Here is a 16799-nt window from a genome sequence, read left to right as displayed (position 1 = left end):
ACCTGCGAGCGGAACCGTCAGAAATCGAATCCGAGCTGACCCTCGATTTCCGGAACGCTTCCGTCCCCCCAACTGCGGACCTTCTTGAGGTGCCGCCACTGGGGCAGCGCATCAAGATACGCCCACGACAACCGGTGGTGCGGGGTGGGGCCCCGCTCCGCCAGTGCGGCCCTGTGCACGGGCGACGGATACCCGGCGTTGTCCGCAAAGGCGAAGTCTGCATGGTCGATGCCCAGTTCGGCCATCATTTTGTCGCGCTGGACCTTGGCGATCACCGAGGCCGCCGCGACGGCCACGCAGGACTGGTCGCCCTTGATCACCGTACGAACCCGCCAAGGCGCCCCGAGATAGTCGTGCTTGCCGTCGAGGATGACGGCGTCGGGGCGGACCGGCAGGGACTCGAGGGCACGCACCGCCGCCAGCCGCAGCGCCGCCGTCATGCCCAGCGCGTCGATCTCCTCGGGGGAGGCGTGGCCCAGGGCGTAGGAGGTCACCCACGACCGCAGTTCCTCGGCGAGTTCGGTGCGGCGCTTGATGGTGAGCAGCTTGGAGTCGGTGAGGCCGACCGGGGCCCGGCGCAGTCCGGTGATCGCGGCGCAGACGGATACCGGGCCGGCCCACGCACCTCGCCCCACCTCGTCGACACCGGCAATGATCTTCGCTCCGGTCGTGGCGCGGAGAGAGCGCTCGACGGTGTGAGTAGGCGGTTCGTACGGCATGACGCCCTTAGCGTACGCCGCCCCGATCCGTCGGCGACACCCGGTTCCCCTCATGGGATCGGCACCCGCGCGGCCCGTGGTCAGACGGGGTCGGGCCGCAGCAGCGGCACCATCAACTGGTCGATCAACTCCTCTACCTCTCGGTCCACCCATTCACTTCCGCAAATCTTTGACCGATACATCATCATCGCGGGGATGGCATCGAAGACGTATCCGTTCGCCGCGTCACGTCGCACCTCTCCTCGCTCTATTCCGCGGCTGATGACTTCGCGGAGCATCGCGAGGGTCGGCTCGACCACTCCCTTGATGATCACCGAATGGAAGCGCTCGGCCTGCGTGCTGTCACATTCGTGAATAACTGACCGCAAGGCGTAACCCGGCCGGGAGTACATCGCGTCCCGCGCCCTGAGGCACAGCGCCAGGAGGTCGTCGCGCACGTTCCCCAGATCCGGCACCGTGTCGAAGCTCGGGAGCCCGGACAGCAGCGCGTCGGCGACCAGGTCCTCCTTGGACGGCCAGCGGCGATACACCGCCGCCTTGCCGGTCTGGGCGCCGGCGGCCACGCCCTCCATCGTCAGGCCGTTCCAGCCGACGGTGCCGAGTTGGTCCAGGGCGGCCTCGAGGATCGCGCGTTCCAGAACGACGCCTCGTCGGCGCGAAGGCGTCTGGGCGGAGGCGGCCGCCCAGTGTGAAGCAACCATGTCGGGGATCTCCAGAGAGCGGGATGTCGAGCGTCGGGCAGGGTGCGGCATGCGGCCACAACGGGGGACGGGCCACACGGCAGCACGGGAAGTGAACGCTTGCGTTCACTGTCCGGGAGTCACTAACGTTGAAGCAACAGTGAACGCGGGCGTTCACTAAGTCATGCGTGGGGGACACATAGTGACAACCTCTTCCTTGGTCAAAGATCAGAAGCCGGGAGCTGCCCGCCGGGAGGGGCATCCCGGCATCGCGCTCACCGTCATCGCGGCCTGCCAACTCATGGTCGTACTCGACGCGACGATTGTGAACATCGCGCTCCCGCACATCCAAGAAGCGCTCAGCTTCAGCACCACCGACCTCACCTGGGTCGTCAGCGCCTACACGCTCACCTTCGGCGGTCTGCTGCTGCTCGGCGGCCGAGCCGGGGACATCCTCGGCCGACGCCGGGTCTTCATGACCGGCATCCTGCTGTTCACCTTCGCCTCGCTGCTCGGCGGCTTCGCCCAGGAACCCTGGCAACTGCTGGCGGCTCGCGTCCTGCAGGGCGTCGGAGGCGCGATCGCGTCGCCGACATCGCTGGCCCTGATCACGACCACCTTCCCCGAAGGTCCGGAACGCAACCGGGCCTTCGGTGTCTTCGCGGCGGTGTCGGCCGGTGGCGGCGCCATCGGACTGCTGGCGGGCGGCATGCTCACCGAATGGCTCGACTGGCGCTGGGTGCTCTTCGTCAACGTGCCGATCGGTGTGCTGATCGCCGTGCTCACCCCGCTGTACATCAGCGAGTCGGAACGGCATTCCGGACGCTTCGACATCGCCGGGGCGGTGACCTCGACGGCGGGCATGGCGTCCCTCGTCTACGGCTTCATACGCGCCGCCGACGAGGGCTGGCGGGACAGTCTGACCATCGGTTCCTTCGCGGCCGCAGTGGTCCTGCTGCTGTCCTTCACGTTCATCGAGTCGCGGGCCAAGGAGCCGATCACCCCGCTGAAGATGTTCGCCGACCGGAACCGCTCCGGCACGTACGTGATCATGCTGAGCCTGGCCGCCGCGATGTTCGGCATGTTCTTCTACATCGTGCTGTTCGTCCAGAACGTGCTGGGCTACACGCCGATCCAGGCCGGACTGGCCTTCCTGCCGGTCACGGTGGTGATCGCGCTCGGTGCGGGACTCTCGCAGCGGTTCCTGCCCGTCTTCGGCCCCAAGCCGTTCATGGTGGTGGGCTCGGCGCTGGCCGCGCTCGGGCTCGGCTGGCAGGCCCTCATCAGCTCGGACAGCTCCTATGTCGGCGGAGTCCTCGGTCCGATGCTGATCTTCGGCTTCGGCATGGGGCTGAACTTCGTCACGCTGACGCTCACCGCCGTCTCCGGCGTCGCCCCGCACGAGGCGGGCGCGGCGTCCGGCCTGCTCAACGCGATGCAGCAGGTAGGCGGATCGATCGGGCTCGCCATCCTGACGACGGTGTTCGGCACGGCCAGCAAGGACGAGGCGGAGAAGCAGGTGCAGGACTTCCTCGCCAACGGCTCGGCGGAGCAGAAGGCGGAGTTCGCGCAGACGCACCAGCTGCCGGCGCCCTGGGCGCACGACGTACTGGCGCAGGGCATATCGGCGGCCTTTATTCCGGCTGCCGCCATGGCCGTACTCGCCCTGGTCACGGCGTCGCTCGTGATCCGGGTGCGCAAGAGCGACCTGGAGGCCCTGTCCGGCTCGGCCGGGCCCGGAATCGGCTGACCGCGCACCGGCACGGGCCGGGCGGGGTGCACCGGCGGGCGTCACGCACGCCCGCCGGTGCCCGCCGTGCCGGTCCCGGGCCGGCGGGGAGCCCTGCCGGACGCGCAGAACCGGTGACAGCCACACGCCGACCGGCGTGAACAGCGCACCCATGCCCCACCCCCTCGTGACAGTCCCGCCACCGTGCGAGGCCCATGGCCCGCACAGCGGGATGTCACGACAACGCACGGGCGGTCACGCGGAGTTCCCGCCGCACACGGAGAGTTCCGAACCGTGGCGTGGCGCGGCGGCCGGCCGGCGCGGGTCCGCTAGACGGACGCCGCCATCCACTCGGGCAGGGCCTCGACCCGTGCCGTCCACTCGACGGGCGGCGCTCCCGCTCCCGCCCTCTCGGCGGCGACCACTCCGCCCACGATGGCACAGGTCGTGTCCACGTCCCCGCCGACCTGAGCGGTCGTCCAGAAGGCGCGCTCGTAGTCCCCGAGGGCGCGGGCGGCGGACCACAGGGCGAAGGGCACGGTGTCATGGGCGGTCGTACGCCTGCCGCAGCCCAGTACGGCCGCGACCGTGGCCGCGTCCGCGTAGTCGAGCATGTCCCTGGCACGTCGCAGCCCGGCGCCCACCGCGCTCTTGGGCACCAACGCGATCACCCCGTCGAGGAGTGCGTGCGGGGTCGGCGGGCCACCGGGGTCCGCGGCGAGTGCGGCGGCCGCGGCGACCGCCATGGCGCCGACCACCGCCTCACGGTGCTGATGCGTGGGGTAGGCCGAGATCTCCGCCTGGTGGGTCGCCTGCTCCGGGTCGTCCGCGTACCAGGCACCCAGCGGCGCGACGCGCATCGCGGCCCCGTTGCCCCAGGAACCCTGGCCGTTGAACAGCGCGGCCGCGAGCTCGCGCCAGTCACCGCCCTCGCGGACCAGACGCAGCAGCCGGTTGACCGCGGGCCCGTAGCCGCGGTCGAAGTCGTGGTGGTGGGCGAAGGACAGCGCCAGCGCGTCCTGGTCCACACGGGCGTGAGCGGCGAGGACGGAGACCACGGAGCAGGCCATCTCCGTGTCGTCCGTCCACTGCCAGGTGCCGGGAGGCAGCTCGCGGCGCTTCAGCAGCGGGTAGTTCTCGGGCACGAAGAACTGTGAGCCGAGCGCGTCCCCCACCGACAGGCCGCGCAGGCTGGACAGCGCCCGGTCCAGGCGCTCGTCAGGAGATGAATGAGCGGTCATCGCCCTGCCACTCTATCCGGTGATCCCGTACGGTTCCGGATCTCGCCAGCGCTCGAAAGGGCGGTCAAGGGTGTACTTGCCGTCCGAGCCGAGAACGAGCATCCGGACCTCGCCGTTCCCGGGGTTCGACAGCGACTCGAACTCCGCGACCGTCCAGTGGAACCACCGCATGCAGAACAGCCGCATGGCCAGGCCGTGCGTCACCAGGAGCACGTTCGGCGGGTGGTCGGGGTCCTCGAAACTGCGGAAGAGGCTCTCCAGGAAGCCACCGACCCGGTCGTACACGTCGGCACCGGACTCGCCCTGGGCGAAGCGGTAGAAGAAGTGGCCGTAGGCGTCCCGGTAGGCCTTCTGCAGGCGCACGTCGTCGCGGTCCTGCCAGTTGCCCCAGTCCTGCTCACGCAGCCGGGGCTCCTCCCGTATCCGTATCAGCTCGGGATCGAGGTGGAAGGCGCGCAGCGTCTCGTGCGTCCGGCGGTACGGGGAGACGTACACGCTGACCCGCTCCCGGCCGAACACCTCGCGCAGCGCCTTGCCCGTCTCCTCCGCCTGCGCCCAGCCCTGCTCGGTGAGGGCGAGCGCGTGGTCGGGCTCCCGCTCGTACACGGAGTCGTCGGCGTTGCCGATCGACTCTCCGTGCCGGACAAGGACGATGCGCCGTGGTCGTGCCATGCCAGAACCCTAGATCGAGACGGGCGGATCCAAGCACTCGAACGGGCCCCATACGGCGTACCTCACACACTTCCCCCATCACGGCCGTCACGGAGCGGCACCGGGACCGGCCGGATGTCAGACGGTCCAGGAGGGCTCCAGCTGCACGATGTCCCCCGTCAGCGCCACGATGTCGGCCTCCGTCTGGGCGCGCAGGGCGAGGCGCTCCACCCGCTCGGTGCGGTACTTCCCGTGCTCGGCGGCCGACCGCCACATGGACAGGACCAGGTACTCGTGCCCGGGCGCCTCACCGAACAGCCCGCGGACCATGCCCGGCGAACCGGCCATCGCGGGATTCCACACCTTCTCCTGCATGAGCACGTAGTGCTCGGCCCGCTCCTCGTGCACGCGGCAGAGGGCCACCCGCAGCAGGTCGGCGTCCGTGAAGCGCGGCTCGAACCCCGTCTTCACGTCGAACCGGTAGTCGAAGAGCCTGACCTGCGCGTTCTTGAAGGTGCCCGCCTGGGCCGAGGCGAGCCGGTCGTGGGAGCGGGCCATGAAGGAGTCGTAGAAGGCGCGGCTCTCCCAGAAGGCGAAGACGTGCGCCACGTCCTGCCTCCCACGGCTCCAGCCACCCCCCTGCCCCCGAAAACCCGGCTCCCCCGGGAGCCCCGCCCACTTTCGCTGCCCCCGCTCGAAACCGCGGCGGTCCACCACGGTGCAGCGAATCCACTTGACCAGCACCGCGCCATGGTAAGGCCAGGAACGTGGCACCGGTCACTCTCCGGAGGACCACTTGCCCGCACCTGCGTCGCTGTGCGTGGCAGGATGGACAACCGGCCGTCACCGTTCGGCAGTTGATGTCGCCGGGCAGGGCGGGTGACGTGGGAAGGGGAAGGCTGTGAACGGCCTCAGCAAGGGCGTGGGCAAGGTCGAGGTCGCACTGCGGTGGGATCCGAGTCCGGCGGGGCGGCCACCCGCCGATCTGGACCTCGTCGCCGGGACGTACTCGGTGGACGATCCGTACGGCGACCCCTCTTACGTGGTGCACTTCGACAGCCGCTCCCCCGACGGCACCATCTATCTCAACCGGGACAGTCAGGACGGCAAGGGCTTCGGCTTCGACGAGGTCATGACGCTGGAGCTGGAGCGGCTCGACGCCCGGTACGCGCGCGTCGTGGTGGGCGTCGCCATACAGCAGCGCGGCGAGGACCGCTCCTTCGGCGACGTGTCCCAGCCGGGGCTGCGCATCAGGGAGGGCTACACCGACCTGGCCACGGACGACTTCAGTGGCGTCCTCGGCGCCACGGCGGCCACGGTCGCGGAGTTCGTACGCGACGAGACGGGGGCGTGGGAGTTCCGGGCCGGCGTGCACGGCTTCGAAGGCGATCCGGCGGCCTTCGCCGCGACCATGGGCGCGGCACGCAGGCCGTGACGACGCGGAGGTGCGAGCAGCGGCTCGACGCATGAGTAAGGGGCGCCCGCCATTGCGGGCGCCCCTTACTCATCGGCGACTACCGGAAGCTACTCGTCAGCTGCAACCGCTGGTCGAGCCGCAGCCCTCGCAGATGTAGCAGGAACCGGCCCGCTGCATCTTCGTGCCGCAGGAGAAGCACAGCGGGGCGTCGGCCTGGATGCCCAGCTGCATCTCCACCAGCTCGGCGCTGGTGTGCGCCTGCTGCGGAGCGGGCTTGGCCGCCTCGACCTCGGCCTTCGGCGTGGCGACGGCCTTCAGCTCCTGGGCGCGCGGAGCCGACTGGGCCAGGCCCTCGACGTCCAGCTCGTCGTCGGACGGCTCGTACGAACCGGTCTCCAGGTGGCGCTGACGCTCCTCGGCGGAGTGGATGCCGAGCGCGGAGCGCGTCTCGAAGGGCAGGAAGTCCAGCGCCAGGCGGCGGAAGATGTAGTCGACGATCGACTGCGCCATCCGCACGTCCGGGTCGTCCGTCATGCCGGCCGGCTCGAAGCGCATGTTGGTGAACTTCGAGACGTACGTCTCCAGCGGCACGCCGTACTGGAGGCCGACGGAGACCGCGATGGAGAAGGCGTCCATCATGCCCGCGAGGGTCGAACCCTGCTTGGACATCTTCAGGAAGACCTCGCCGAGACCGTCGTCCGGGTAGGAGTTGGCCGTCATGTAGCCCTCGGCGCCGCCGACCGTGAAGGAGGTGGTGATGCCGGGACGACCCTTCGGGAGGCGCTTGCGGACCGGGCGGTACTCGACGACCTTCTCGACCGTCTCGCGAATGGTCGCCTCGGCCTTCTCGGTGACCTCCGCCTTCTCCGCCTCCTTGACCGACTTGGTCTTCGCGGAGAGGGGCTGGCCCACCTTGCAGTTGTCGCGGTAGATGGCGAGCGCCTTGACGCCCATCTTCCACGCCTCGAAGTAGACCTCCTCGACGTCCTCCACGGACGCCGACTCCGGCAGGTTGACCGTCTTGGAGAGGGCCCCGGAGATCCACGGCTGGATCGCGGCCATCATGCGGACGTGGCCCATGGCGGAGATGGAGCGCTCGCCCATGGCGCAGTCGAACACCTCGTAGTGCTCGTGCGCGAGACCGGGGGCGTCGATCACATTGCCGTTCTCGGCGATGTGGGCGACGATCGCCTCGATCTGCTCCTCCTGGTAACCCAGGCGGCGCAGGGCCTGCGGGACGGTGCCGTTGACGATCTGCATCGAGCCGCCGCCGACCAGCTTCTTGAACTTGACCAGGGCGAGGTCGGGCTCGAGGCCGGTGGTGTCGCAGGACATCGCCAGACCGATGGTGCCGGTCGGGGCGATGACGGACGCCTGGGCGTTACGGAAACCGTTCTTCTCGCCGAGGCGCAGCACGTCCTGCCAGGCCTCGGTGGCGGCGGCCCAGATCGGCGTGTCCAGGTCGTCCATGCGGACGGCCTTGGCGTTCTCGTCCGAGTGCTGCTTCATGACCCTGAGGTGCGGCTGCGCGTTGCGGGCGTAGCCGTCGTACGGGCCGACGATCGCGGCGAGCTCGGCGGAGCGGCGGTACGACGTGCCGGTCATCAGGGAGGTGATGGCACCGGCCAGGGCGCGGCCGCCGTCGGAGTCGTACGCGTGGCCGGTCGCCATCAGCAGGGCGCCGAGGTTGGCGTAGCCGATGCCCAGCTGGCGGAAGGCGCGGGTGTTCTCGCCGATCTTCTGGGTCGGGAAGTCCGCGAAGCAGATGGAGATGTCCATCGCGGTGATGACGAGCTCGACGACCTTGGCGAAGCGCTCGGCGTCGAAGGACTGGTTGCCCTTGCCGTCGTCCTTCAGGAACTTCATCAGGTTCAGCGAGGCGAGGTTGCAGGACGTGTTGTCCAGGTGCATGTACTCGCTGCACGGGTTCGAGCCGTTGATGCGGCCGGACTCCGGGCACGTGTGCCAGTGGTTGATGGTGTCGTCGTACTGGATGCCCGGGTCGGCGCAGGCCCAGGCAGCCTCGGCCATCTTGCGGAAGAGCGCCTTGGCGTCGACCTCCTCGATGACCTCGCCGGTCATGCGGGACGTCAGGCCGAACTTGCCGCCGTCCTGGACGGCCTTCATGAACGTGTCGTTCACGCGGACCGAGTTGTTGGCGTTCTGGTACTGGACGGACGTGATGTCGTCGCCGCCCAGGTCCATGTCGAAGCCCGCGTCACGCAGGGCGCGGATCTTCTCCTCCTCCTTGACCTTGGTCTCGATGAAGTCCTCGATGTCGGGGTGGTCGACGTCGAGGATGACCATCTTGGCGGCCCGGCGCGTGGCCCCACCGGACTTGATCGTGCCGGCGGAGGCGTCGGCACCGCGCATGAAGGAGACCGGGCCGGAGGCGTTGCCACCGGAGGACAGCAGCTCCTTGGAGGAGCGGATCCGGGAGAGGTTCAGGCCGGCGCCCGAGCCGCCCTTGAAGATCATGCCCTCTTCCTTGTACCAGTCGAGGATCGACTCCATGGAGTCGTCGACGGACAGGATGAAGCAGGCGGAGACCTGCTGCGGCTGAGGTGTGCCGACGTTGAACCAGACGGGGCTGTTGAAGCTGAAGATCTGGTGCAGGAGGGCGTAGGCCAGCTCGTGCTCGAAGATCTCGGCGTCGGCGGGCGAGGCGAAGTACCTGTTGTCCTCGCCGGCCTTCCGGTACGTCTTCACGATCCGGTCGATCAGCTGCTTGAGACCGGTCTCGCGCTGCGGGGTGCCCACGGCACCCCGGAAGTACTTGCTGGTGACGATGTTGACCGCGTTCACCGACCAGAAGTCGGGGAACTCGACGCCGCGCTGCTCGAAGTTGACCGAGCCGTCGCGCCAGTTGGTCATGACGACGTCACGACGCTCCCAGGCCACCTCGTCATAGGGGTGGACGCCGGGAGTGGTGTGGACGCGCTCGACCCGGAGGCCCTTGCCCGCCTTGGGGCCCTTGGCGCGGGAACTCCGTGCCGGACCGCTCGCCGTCTCTGTCATGCCGCCTCCCTGTACGGGCGAAAACGCCCTGAAGTGCCCCGATTGTTCCCGTGGCACGATGTTCTGTCTGGTGTCGCGGACGTCTCTCGCTCCGTCCGCGACAGGTCTTCCTCACTCGCCGCCGTCCGGCCGGGCCCGGGTACCGAGGTCCGGGTCCGGCCCACCGGTCAGTCGGCGGCGCCTGCGGGCTCGGGGACCTGTGCCGCCCCCGTGGACCCGCGGTCGTTCTCCTGGCTCCCCGCGCCGGCCTCGTCGCCGTCCGGGCCGGGTGGCCTCGTCGCCTCCCTGAGCTCCGCGATCGCGGCCTCGAAGTCCTCGAGCGAGTCGAACGCCCGGTAGACGGAGGCGAATCGCAGATAGGCGACGAGGTCGAGTTCCTGCAACGGGCCGAGGATGGCCAGTCCCACGTCGTGGGTGGTCAGCTCGGCACTTCCGGTGGCCCGCACCGCCTCCTCGACCCGCTGGCCGAGCTGGGCGAGCGCGTCCTCGGTGACGGGACGGCCCTGACAGGCCTTGCGCACACCGTTGATGACCTTGGTGCGACTGAACGGTTCGGTGACCCCGGACCGCTTCACCACCATGAGCGAGCACGTCTCCACCGTCGTGAATCGACGGGAGCAGTCAGGGCACTGGCGGCGTCGGCGGATCGACGTGCCGTCGTCCGTCGTACGACTGTCGACGACACGGCTGTCGGGGTGCCTGCAGAAGGGGCAGTGCATGAACTCCGAACCCTCCTCACAGCAGAATCAACAGCCTCGAAGGCCCCTCAGGCCCCTCGAAGCAGCCCCCAGCATAGGCGATCGCGGCGGGCTCGAAGACCCGGGGGACCACAACTTATGGGCTGCTGATGCAATCCAACCACTAGATGTGGGGATTGGCTCATACATACACGCCCTGCACGCGTGTCGCGCCCGTGCGTACACACGGCGCCCTCGGCGCAGGGCCGCGGCGACACGCGCCGACGCGGGCGGGCGCTCACCCGCACGGCCGTACCGCCCCGGGGCATGCGGAGATACCGTGGGCGCCGCGGGGAGGGGGCGTGGGACTACCGCAGAGATGGCGGGCCCCGCCCCGTCGAACGGGATGCCGGATGGCAGACTGGAGCGACATCCCCGAGGTTGTCACCACGGCGGTGAAGAGTACAGCAATGAGCCCTTTTGTCCGCCGGGCACCACGGTAGCCATACACCCATACATGCGTTCCGGACGAGCGATTCGCCTTTTTTCACTCGAACGTGTGTTTGGCGCAACCTTTCGAAAGCTACTACCGTTGTGCAGCAGGGAGACCATCGAGAGGGGCCGACGTGACCACCACCGCCGACAGTGCCATCATCACTGGCCAGGACCGCCCCCAGGGCCGACCTGAGCCGGTGCACGCGATGAGCGATGCCACGAATCCAGAGGGGCACAAGCGCTCCTTGCCGGGCCGACCTCCCGGCATCCGGGCGGACAGCTCGGGTCTCACCGATCGGCAGCGCCGCGTGATCGAGGTCATCCGCGACTCGGTGCAGCGACGGGGATACCCGCCGTCCATGCGGGAGATCGGCCAGGCCGTCGGCCTCTCCAGCACCTCCTCCGTCGCGCACCAGCTGATGGCGCTGGAGCGCAAGGGCTTCCTGCGCCGCGATCCGCACCGTCCGCGCGCCTACGAGGTGCGCGGCTCCGACCAGGCCTCCTCCGTCCAGCCCACGGACACCGCCGGCAAGCCGGCCGCGTCGTACGTGCCGCTCGTGGGGCGTATCGCCGCTGGTGGTCCGATCCTCGCCGAGGAGTCGGTCGAGGACGTCTTCCCCCTGCCGCGGCAGCTGGTCGGTGACGGCGAGCTGTTCGTTCTGAAGGTCGTCGGCGACTCGATGATCGAGGCCGCCATCTGCGACGGCGACTGGGTCACGGTCCGCCGCCAGCCGGTCGCCGAGAACGGCGACATCGTGGCCGCGATGCTCGACGGCGAGGCGACCGTGAAGCGCTTCAAGCGCGAGGACGGCCATGTCTGGCTCCTCCCGCACAACGCGGCCTACGAGCCGATCCCCGGTGACGACGCGACCATCCTCGGCAAGGTGGTGGCCGTACTGCGCCGCGTCTGAGCGCCACGGCGGGCGGGCGCGCCGAGAGAGCGCCCCGCCGACCCGACCGGGCCCCGGAACCTCTGCGCCGGTTCCGGGGCCCAGCGCTGTCCGGACGCCGCCCTGGGTGTCAGGCGGTCGAGGGAGAAGCCCGGCGGTGGGCTTGTGGGCCCACGCCCTCGTGGCGCGCCCGTAGGGCCCCGGCCCCGGGTGACGCGGACGTTCGGGCCCGCGCCGCGGCGGGGGGGCGTGTGGGCCCACGGCGCCCGGTGACGGGCGCCGTGGACCCCCGCGTTCAGTCGCTTTCCGTCTGGCGGGCCGCCGCGTCGATCGCGGCGAGTGACCTGCGGACCTGATTGCGGTCGGTGGTGAACCAGAAATCGGGCAGTGACGCCTTCAGATAGCTGCCGTACCGGGCCGTGGCCAGTCGCTGGTCCAGCACGGCGACCACCCCGCGGTCACCCGACGCCCGTACGAGGCGGCCCGCGCCCTGAGCCATCAGCAGCGCGGCGTGCGTGGCGGCGACCGCCATGAAGCCGTTGCCGCCCGCTTCCTCGACCGCCTTCTGGCGGGCGCTCATCAGGGGGTCGTCCGGGCGCGGAAACGGGATCTTGTCCATGACGACCAGCTGACAGCTCGGTCCCGGGACGTCGACGCCCTGCCAGAGCGACAGCGTGCCGAAGAGGCAGGTCTTCGGATCGGCGGCGAAGTTCTTGATCAGTTCGCCGAGTGTCTCCTCGCCCTGGAGCAGGATGGGGAACTCCGGGATACGGGAGCGCAGCTCCTCGGCGGCGAGCTGGGCCGCCCGCATCGAGGAGAACAACCCCAGCGTGCGGCCGCCCGCCGCCTGGATCAGCTCCGTGAGCTCGTCGAGCATGTCGCCCCGGTCGCCGTCCCGCGCGGGGCGCGCCAGGTGCTTGGCGACGTACAGGATGCCCTGCTTCGGGTAGTCGAAGGGCGAACCGACGTCGACACCCTTCCACTGCGGCAGGTCGTCGCCCTCGGTGCCCTCCGGGGCGAGGCCCAGCGAGGCTCCGACGCCGTTGAAGTCGCCGCCCAGCTTCAGGGTCGCGGAGGTCAGGACGACCGAGCGGTCCGTGAAGAGCTTCTCGCGCAGCAGGCCGGAGACCGACATGGGCGCGACGCGCAGGGAGGCGCCGAAGCGGTCGTGGCGCTCGTACCAGACGACGTCCCACTCGGAACCGTTCGTGATCCGCTCCGCCACGTCGTGCACCGACTCCACCGAGGCCAGCGCCTGCTTGCGGACCGCGTCCTCGTCCTGCACGGACTTGTCGCGGGTCGCGCCGATCGCCGAGATGACCGTACGGCAGGCGTCACGCAGCGCCATCAGGGCGTAGCCGAGGTCCTCCGGGATCTCCTCCAGCCGGCCCGGCAGCGCCAGCTCCATCAGCCGCTCGAAGCCCTCGGCGGCCGTCTGCAGCTGGTCGGCCGCCTTCTCGTTGGCGAGCTTCGCGGCCCGCCGCACCGCACGGTTCACCTGGCCGGGAGTGAGCTCACCGGTCGCCACCCCGGTGACCCGGGACACCAGCTCGTGCGCCTCGTCCACGATCAGCACCTCGTGCGGCGGCAGCACCGGGGCACCCTCGATGGCGTCGATCGCCAGCAGCGCGTGGTTGGTGACGACCACCTCGGACAGTTTGGCGCGCTCGCGGGCCATCTCGGCGAAGCACTCGGCGCCGTACGCGCACTTCGAGGCGCCCAGGCACTCCCGGGAGGACACCGAGACCTGGGACCACGCCCGGTCGGAGACACCGGGCGTGAGATCGTCGCGGTCGCCGGTCTCGGTCTCGTCCGCCCAGTCGCGCATCCGCAGCAGGTCCTGACCCAGCTTGCTGGTGGGAGCGGCGGCCTCGAACTGGTCGAACAGACCTTCCTCCTCGTCCTGCGGCATCCCCTCGTGGAGCCGGTGCAGACACAGGTAGTTCGACCTGCCCTTGAGCATCGCGAACTCCGGACGGCGGCGCAGCTGCGGGTGGAGCGCGTCGACCGTCCGCGGCAGGTCCCGCTCCACCAGCTGCCGCTGGAGGGCCAGGGTCGCGGTCGCCACGACGACCCGCTCCCCGTGCGCCAGTGCGGGCACCAGGTACCCCAGCGACTTGCCGGTGCCGGTGCCGGCCTGGACCAGCAGATGGGAGCCGCCGTCGATGGCTTCCTCGACGGCTTCGGCCATGGCCACCTGGCCGGGACGCTCCGTGCCGCCCACAGCGGTGACGGCGGCGTGCAGGAGTTCGGGGAGTGAGGGCTTCGTCATAGCGCGACCACCCTACGGCCCAGGACTGACAGACGGGTCGGCAAGGCGGACGACGGGGACGGACGGGGCTGTGGATACGACGGTGGCACGGGGGCTCCTGGGCGGCGGGACCGGTAGGCGAGGGACGCTGCCGCGATACCGCGGGCTGAGCGGCGGGGCGCTACGGCAGTTCGCCGGAGGGCCGTTCACGGATCATGAGGGCGGCCCGTTTGGCGGGCAGGTCGACCTCGGCGGAGAACCGGTACCCGGCGCCGAGGAACGCGGCGACCGAGGGCGTGTTCCGGACGTCCGGTTCGGCGAGCACGCGCGTGCAGGCGGGCCGCCTGGCGAGCACGAGGTCGGTGACGCTCCTGAGCAGCGTCGTACCGAGGCCCTGCCCCCGGTCGGCGGAATCGCCGATCAGCAGGTGGAGGCCGGTGTCGTGCGGTCGGACGGGACAGTACCGGGCCAGCGGGTCGAGGTCGGCCCGGTAGATCTCCCAGTAGCTCATCGGCACGCCTTCCAGCACGCCGACGCAGGGGACGCTGCGTCCGTCACCCGCGAGCTGGGCCCGTACGTGGTCCTCGGTCACGCTCCGCGGGCCGGTCAGCTCCCAGAACGCGGCGACGGCGGGGTCGTTCATCCAGCGGGCGATCAGCGGAACGTCCCGTTCGACATGGACGGGCACCAGCTGGAACCTGCCTTCGGGGGTGACGGCCGGCCCCCAGTCGGCGACACGGTCGAGCAGGTCGCCGCGGGGCGGCGGCGCCTCCGTGCCCGCCTGGTCGCGGCGCTCCCGCCCGAACAGGGCGACGAAGTCCTCGGGCAGGTGGAGGTCCAGGGTGTCGTCGGTGCTCGCATCGGTGGAGGTCACGGTGTCGATCCTTCGGCGGAGGAAGATCAGGGCGCGGTCGGCAGTCGCCCGGGTTCTTGAGTGAGGGAGTGAGGGACGGAACGGCACGGGTCGGCGGGGCGGCCCGCTCAGACACGCAGCGGGTTGGGGATCGTGACGTAGACGGACTGGGTGTCCACCGGGCCGGCGAGTTCGTCGAGGCCGTGCAGCCGGGTCAGCAGGTTGGCCTTGCACCGCAGCACGGGCGAGTCGAGGAGGTGCTCGGGCAGCGGACAGCGCAGGGGGTCCGGGCCCGAGGCGAGATCGCGGAGGAAGCACCGGAAGGCCGCCAGCAGCAGCCGTTCGTCGGCGAGGTGCTGGGAGCCGAGAGCACCGATCAGGCCGAAGACGTTGTTGACGGCGAGGTAGTACGTGAAGCGTTCGTCGGTGACCTCGTCGGACACGAACGTGTCGCTGTGCTGGCCGATGCCGGGCAGGCGTGCGTCGAGTTCCGCACGCCGGGACGCGCGGAAGTAGTAGCCCTGGTTGTCCCGGTAGCGTCCGCCGACGGGCCAGCCGCCGGAGTCCAGCAGGACGAGCGTGTTCTGCTGGTGCGCCTCCAGGGCGATCCCGGCGTTGGCGTCCAGCCACAGCACGGGGCGTACGACGTGCCGCAGGTACCGCAGGAACCACTCGACGGTCACGGCCGCGCGCGGGCGGCCGGCCCGAGCGGCGATCCGGGTGACGACCTCGGCCAGCCGGGAGCGCGGGACGCCGCCAGTGTGCCGGCCGGTACCCTCCCCCGGCCCGTACGGACGCGGCGCGACGAGGCCGGCGACGCAGGAGACGTCGTCCGAGGGCCGGAACGGGTTGTGCCGGATGACGACGTCGAGCCCGCGGACGGGTCCGCCGTCCGGTCCGTCGACGCCGAGCCAGGCCGGATCGCGGACGATGTCGAACTCCGGGTGGGCGGCCTGCCACTGGCAGGACAGGCCCTTGCGCAGCAGACGGTGGACCTCGACTCCGCGGTGCAGCTCCTTGCGGAGGTTCTCCCGACGGGAGTTGGTGATGTGCAGGGCCAGCGAGAGCTTGAGCATGGCTGCGGCGCCGGGTCGGTGGACGGTCCGCAGGGAGGAGGTGGGGTGCCAGTCACCGCCCTGGACGCCGAGGTCCCTGAGCAGCCCCGCGTCCAGCAGGGCCGCGGTCTCCGGGCGGTGCCGTACCGCGCGGAACTGCCAGGGGTGCAGGGGCAGTACCGCGTAGCCGTCGGGCGGTAGCGCACCGTCACCGGCGAGGCGGGCGGTGAGCCGGGGCGCGGTGACCGGACGGCCGCGCTCGGTCCACGCCGAGTCGGTGGCGAGGACGGAGGGGGCGACGGCCATCCAGTGCAGGGGGAAGGCGCCGCGCAGTTCGGGCGAGTACAGGCGTGCCTCGGCCTCGGTGAGGCCCTCCCTGCTCTTCGGGGTGGGGTGCAGCGGATGACCCAGGAGGAGCGCCTGCTCGGCGGCGAGGAAGAGGTCGGGGCCGGTTTCGGTGTCGGGGCCGGGGCCGGGGCCGGAGCCGGTGTCGGGGGCGCGGCTTCCCCTGCGGTCGCGGAGGAACACGGCGGTACGGCGGACGGAGTCGGCGACGCGCGCCACGAGATCGGCGCCGTCGGGCCCCGGTTCGCCGGCCGACTCCCGGACGAGCAGGGCGGCGAGCGTGACGGCGTCCACGGGGGGCGTGGAGGCGGGGGCGTCCGCCAGGCGGGGGCGGCCGAAGCGGTGGCAGCCCGTCGGCGACCAGTAGTGGACGGGAACGGTCAGGGTGGTCCCGCTGGCCGGGAGCGGCACGCGGAGGCTGCCGCCGCCGGGGGCGGACGCGCCGGTCTCGCGTACCCAGCAGCGCAGCAGGTTCTCCACGGCCACGGCCTGGGCCTCGGCGAAGGGAGCGAGGGCAGGGTCGGGGTATGTGCCGGGAGCGGAATCGGGGCCGGAGCCGGGGCAGGAACCGGGGCCGAGGCCGGAGTCGGGGCCGGGGTCAGGAGCACGGTCGTCCAAGGCATCGGCCGGCGGCGAAGGCACAGGTGTGGCCGCCGAGGAGGGCACAGGAACAGACGCGCGGTTAACGGGGGAAGCCTGCCCGGGAAGCAGGGGACCGGCGAAGAATTGCCCGGAAGGCGGTTCGGCGAGGTCGGCGGGCGCCCGCTCGGGCGTGGGG

Annotated in this window: 13 protein-coding genes; 3 read left to right on the top strand and 10 right to left on the bottom strand. The window is 70.6% G+C overall.

Annotation, left to right across the window (positions count from 1 at the left end; translation table 11 throughout):
* Nucleotides 1–17: 17 nt before the first annotated feature.
* Together SAM23877_RS26230 and SAM23877_RS26225 are read right to left on the bottom strand one after the other, a co-directional pair.
* Entirely contained in the window at nucleotides 18–719 is a 702-nt protein-coding gene (locus tag SAM23877_RS26230) for a ribonuclease HII (RefSeq protein ID WP_053138216.1), read from the bottom strand.
* Between the two features lie 80 nt (nucleotides 720–799).
* A complete protein-coding gene (locus SAM23877_RS26225) occupies nucleotides 800–1420 on the bottom strand; it encodes a TetR/AcrR family transcriptional regulator (protein WP_053138213.1) in 621 nt (206 codons plus the stop codon).
* Between the two features lie 181 nt (nucleotides 1421–1601).
* Here SAM23877_RS26225 and SAM23877_RS26220 point away from each other — a divergent pair, with 181 nt between their 5' ends.
* Nucleotides 1602–3149 carry an MFS transporter gene (locus SAM23877_RS26220; RefSeq protein WP_053138210.1) on the top strand — a complete coding sequence of 516 codons (1548 nt, stop codon included), beginning with the start codon at nucleotides 1602–1604 and terminating at the stop codon, nucleotides 3147–3149.
* A 308-nt stretch (nucleotides 3150–3457) separates the two neighbouring features.
* On the opposite strand, the gene SAM23877_RS26215 is transcribed toward SAM23877_RS26220, so the two are convergent.
* The 3 genes from SAM23877_RS26215 to SAM23877_RS26205 form a co-directional block, all read right to left on the bottom strand.
* Nucleotides 3458–4369: an ADP-ribosylglycohydrolase family protein gene (locus tag SAM23877_RS26215; protein WP_053138207.1), complete on the bottom strand. Its 912-nt coding sequence runs from the start codon at nucleotides 4367–4369 to the stop codon at nucleotides 3458–3460.
* A 12-nt stretch (nucleotides 4370–4381) separates the two neighbouring features.
* The gene (locus SAM23877_RS26210) at nucleotides 4382–5041 is read right to left on the bottom strand and encodes a histidine phosphatase family protein (RefSeq protein WP_053138204.1); all 660 of its coding nucleotides are present in this window, start codon (nucleotides 5039–5041) and stop codon (nucleotides 4382–4384) included.
* Between the two features lie 117 nt (nucleotides 5042–5158).
* Nucleotides 5159–5764, bottom strand: a complete 606-nt coding sequence (locus SAM23877_RS26205; RefSeq protein WP_053138201.1) for a YdbC family protein — start codon at nucleotides 5762–5764, stop codon at nucleotides 5159–5161.
* A gap of 157 nt (nucleotides 5765–5921) precedes the next feature.
* On the opposite strand from SAM23877_RS26205, the gene SAM23877_RS26200 reads away from it, so the two are divergent.
* Complete coding sequence (locus tag SAM23877_RS26200; protein WP_053138199.1) at nucleotides 5922–6455, top strand: TerD family protein; 534 nt, start codon at nucleotides 5922–5924, stop codon at nucleotides 6453–6455.
* A 96-nt stretch (nucleotides 6456–6551) separates the two neighbouring features.
* Here the strand turns inward: SAM23877_RS26200 and SAM23877_RS26195 are convergent, their stop codons facing one another.
* Both SAM23877_RS26195 and nrdR read right to left on the bottom strand, forming a co-directional pair.
* On the bottom strand, nucleotides 6552–9455 hold the full coding sequence (locus SAM23877_RS26195) for a vitamin B12-dependent ribonucleotide reductase (protein ID WP_053138196.1): 2904 nt from the start codon (nucleotides 9453–9455) through the stop codon (nucleotides 6552–6554).
* Nucleotides 9456–9622: 167 nt separating this feature from the next.
* The gene (gene nrdR / locus SAM23877_RS26190; RefSeq protein ID WP_053138193.1) at nucleotides 9623–10174 is read right to left on the bottom strand and encodes a transcriptional regulator NrdR; all 552 of its coding nucleotides are present in this window, start codon (nucleotides 10172–10174) and stop codon (nucleotides 9623–9625) included.
* Between the two features lie 584 nt (nucleotides 10175–10758).
* Between nrdR and lexA the strand changes: the two genes are divergently transcribed.
* The gene (gene lexA, locus SAM23877_RS26185) at nucleotides 10759–11538 is read left to right on the top strand and encodes a transcriptional repressor LexA (RefSeq protein WP_053138191.1); all 780 of its coding nucleotides are present in this window, start codon (nucleotides 10759–10761) and stop codon (nucleotides 11536–11538) included.
* Nucleotides 11539–11812: 274 nt separating this feature from the next.
* On the opposite strand, the gene SAM23877_RS26180 is transcribed toward lexA, so the two are convergent.
* The 3 genes from SAM23877_RS26180 to SAM23877_RS26170 form a co-directional block, all read right to left on the bottom strand.
* Nucleotides 11813–13789, bottom strand: coding sequence for an ATP-dependent DNA helicase (locus SAM23877_RS26180; protein ID WP_053138188.1), 1977 nt, complete (start codon nucleotides 13787–13789; stop codon nucleotides 11813–11815).
* A 160-nt stretch (nucleotides 13790–13949) separates the two neighbouring features.
* The gene (locus tag SAM23877_RS26175; protein ID WP_053138185.1) at nucleotides 13950–14642 is read right to left on the bottom strand and encodes a GNAT family N-acetyltransferase; all 693 of its coding nucleotides are present in this window, start codon (nucleotides 14640–14642) and stop codon (nucleotides 13950–13952) included.
* A 107-nt stretch (nucleotides 14643–14749) separates the two neighbouring features.
* Nucleotides 14750–16687 carry an IucA/IucC family protein gene (locus SAM23877_RS26170; protein ID WP_342342865.1) on the bottom strand — a complete coding sequence of 646 codons (1938 nt, stop codon included), beginning with the start codon at nucleotides 16685–16687 and terminating at the stop codon, nucleotides 14750–14752.
* Between the last annotated feature and the right edge of the window lie 112 nt (nucleotides 16688–16799).

The sequence above is a fragment of the Streptomyces ambofaciens ATCC 23877 genome, from assembly GCF_001267885.1.
GTDB lineage: Bacteria > Actinomycetota > Actinomycetes > Streptomycetales > Streptomycetaceae > Streptomyces > Streptomyces ambofaciens.
Note: the sequence above shows the minus strand (reverse complement) of the source record. Positions and strands in the feature narration are given on the sequence as shown.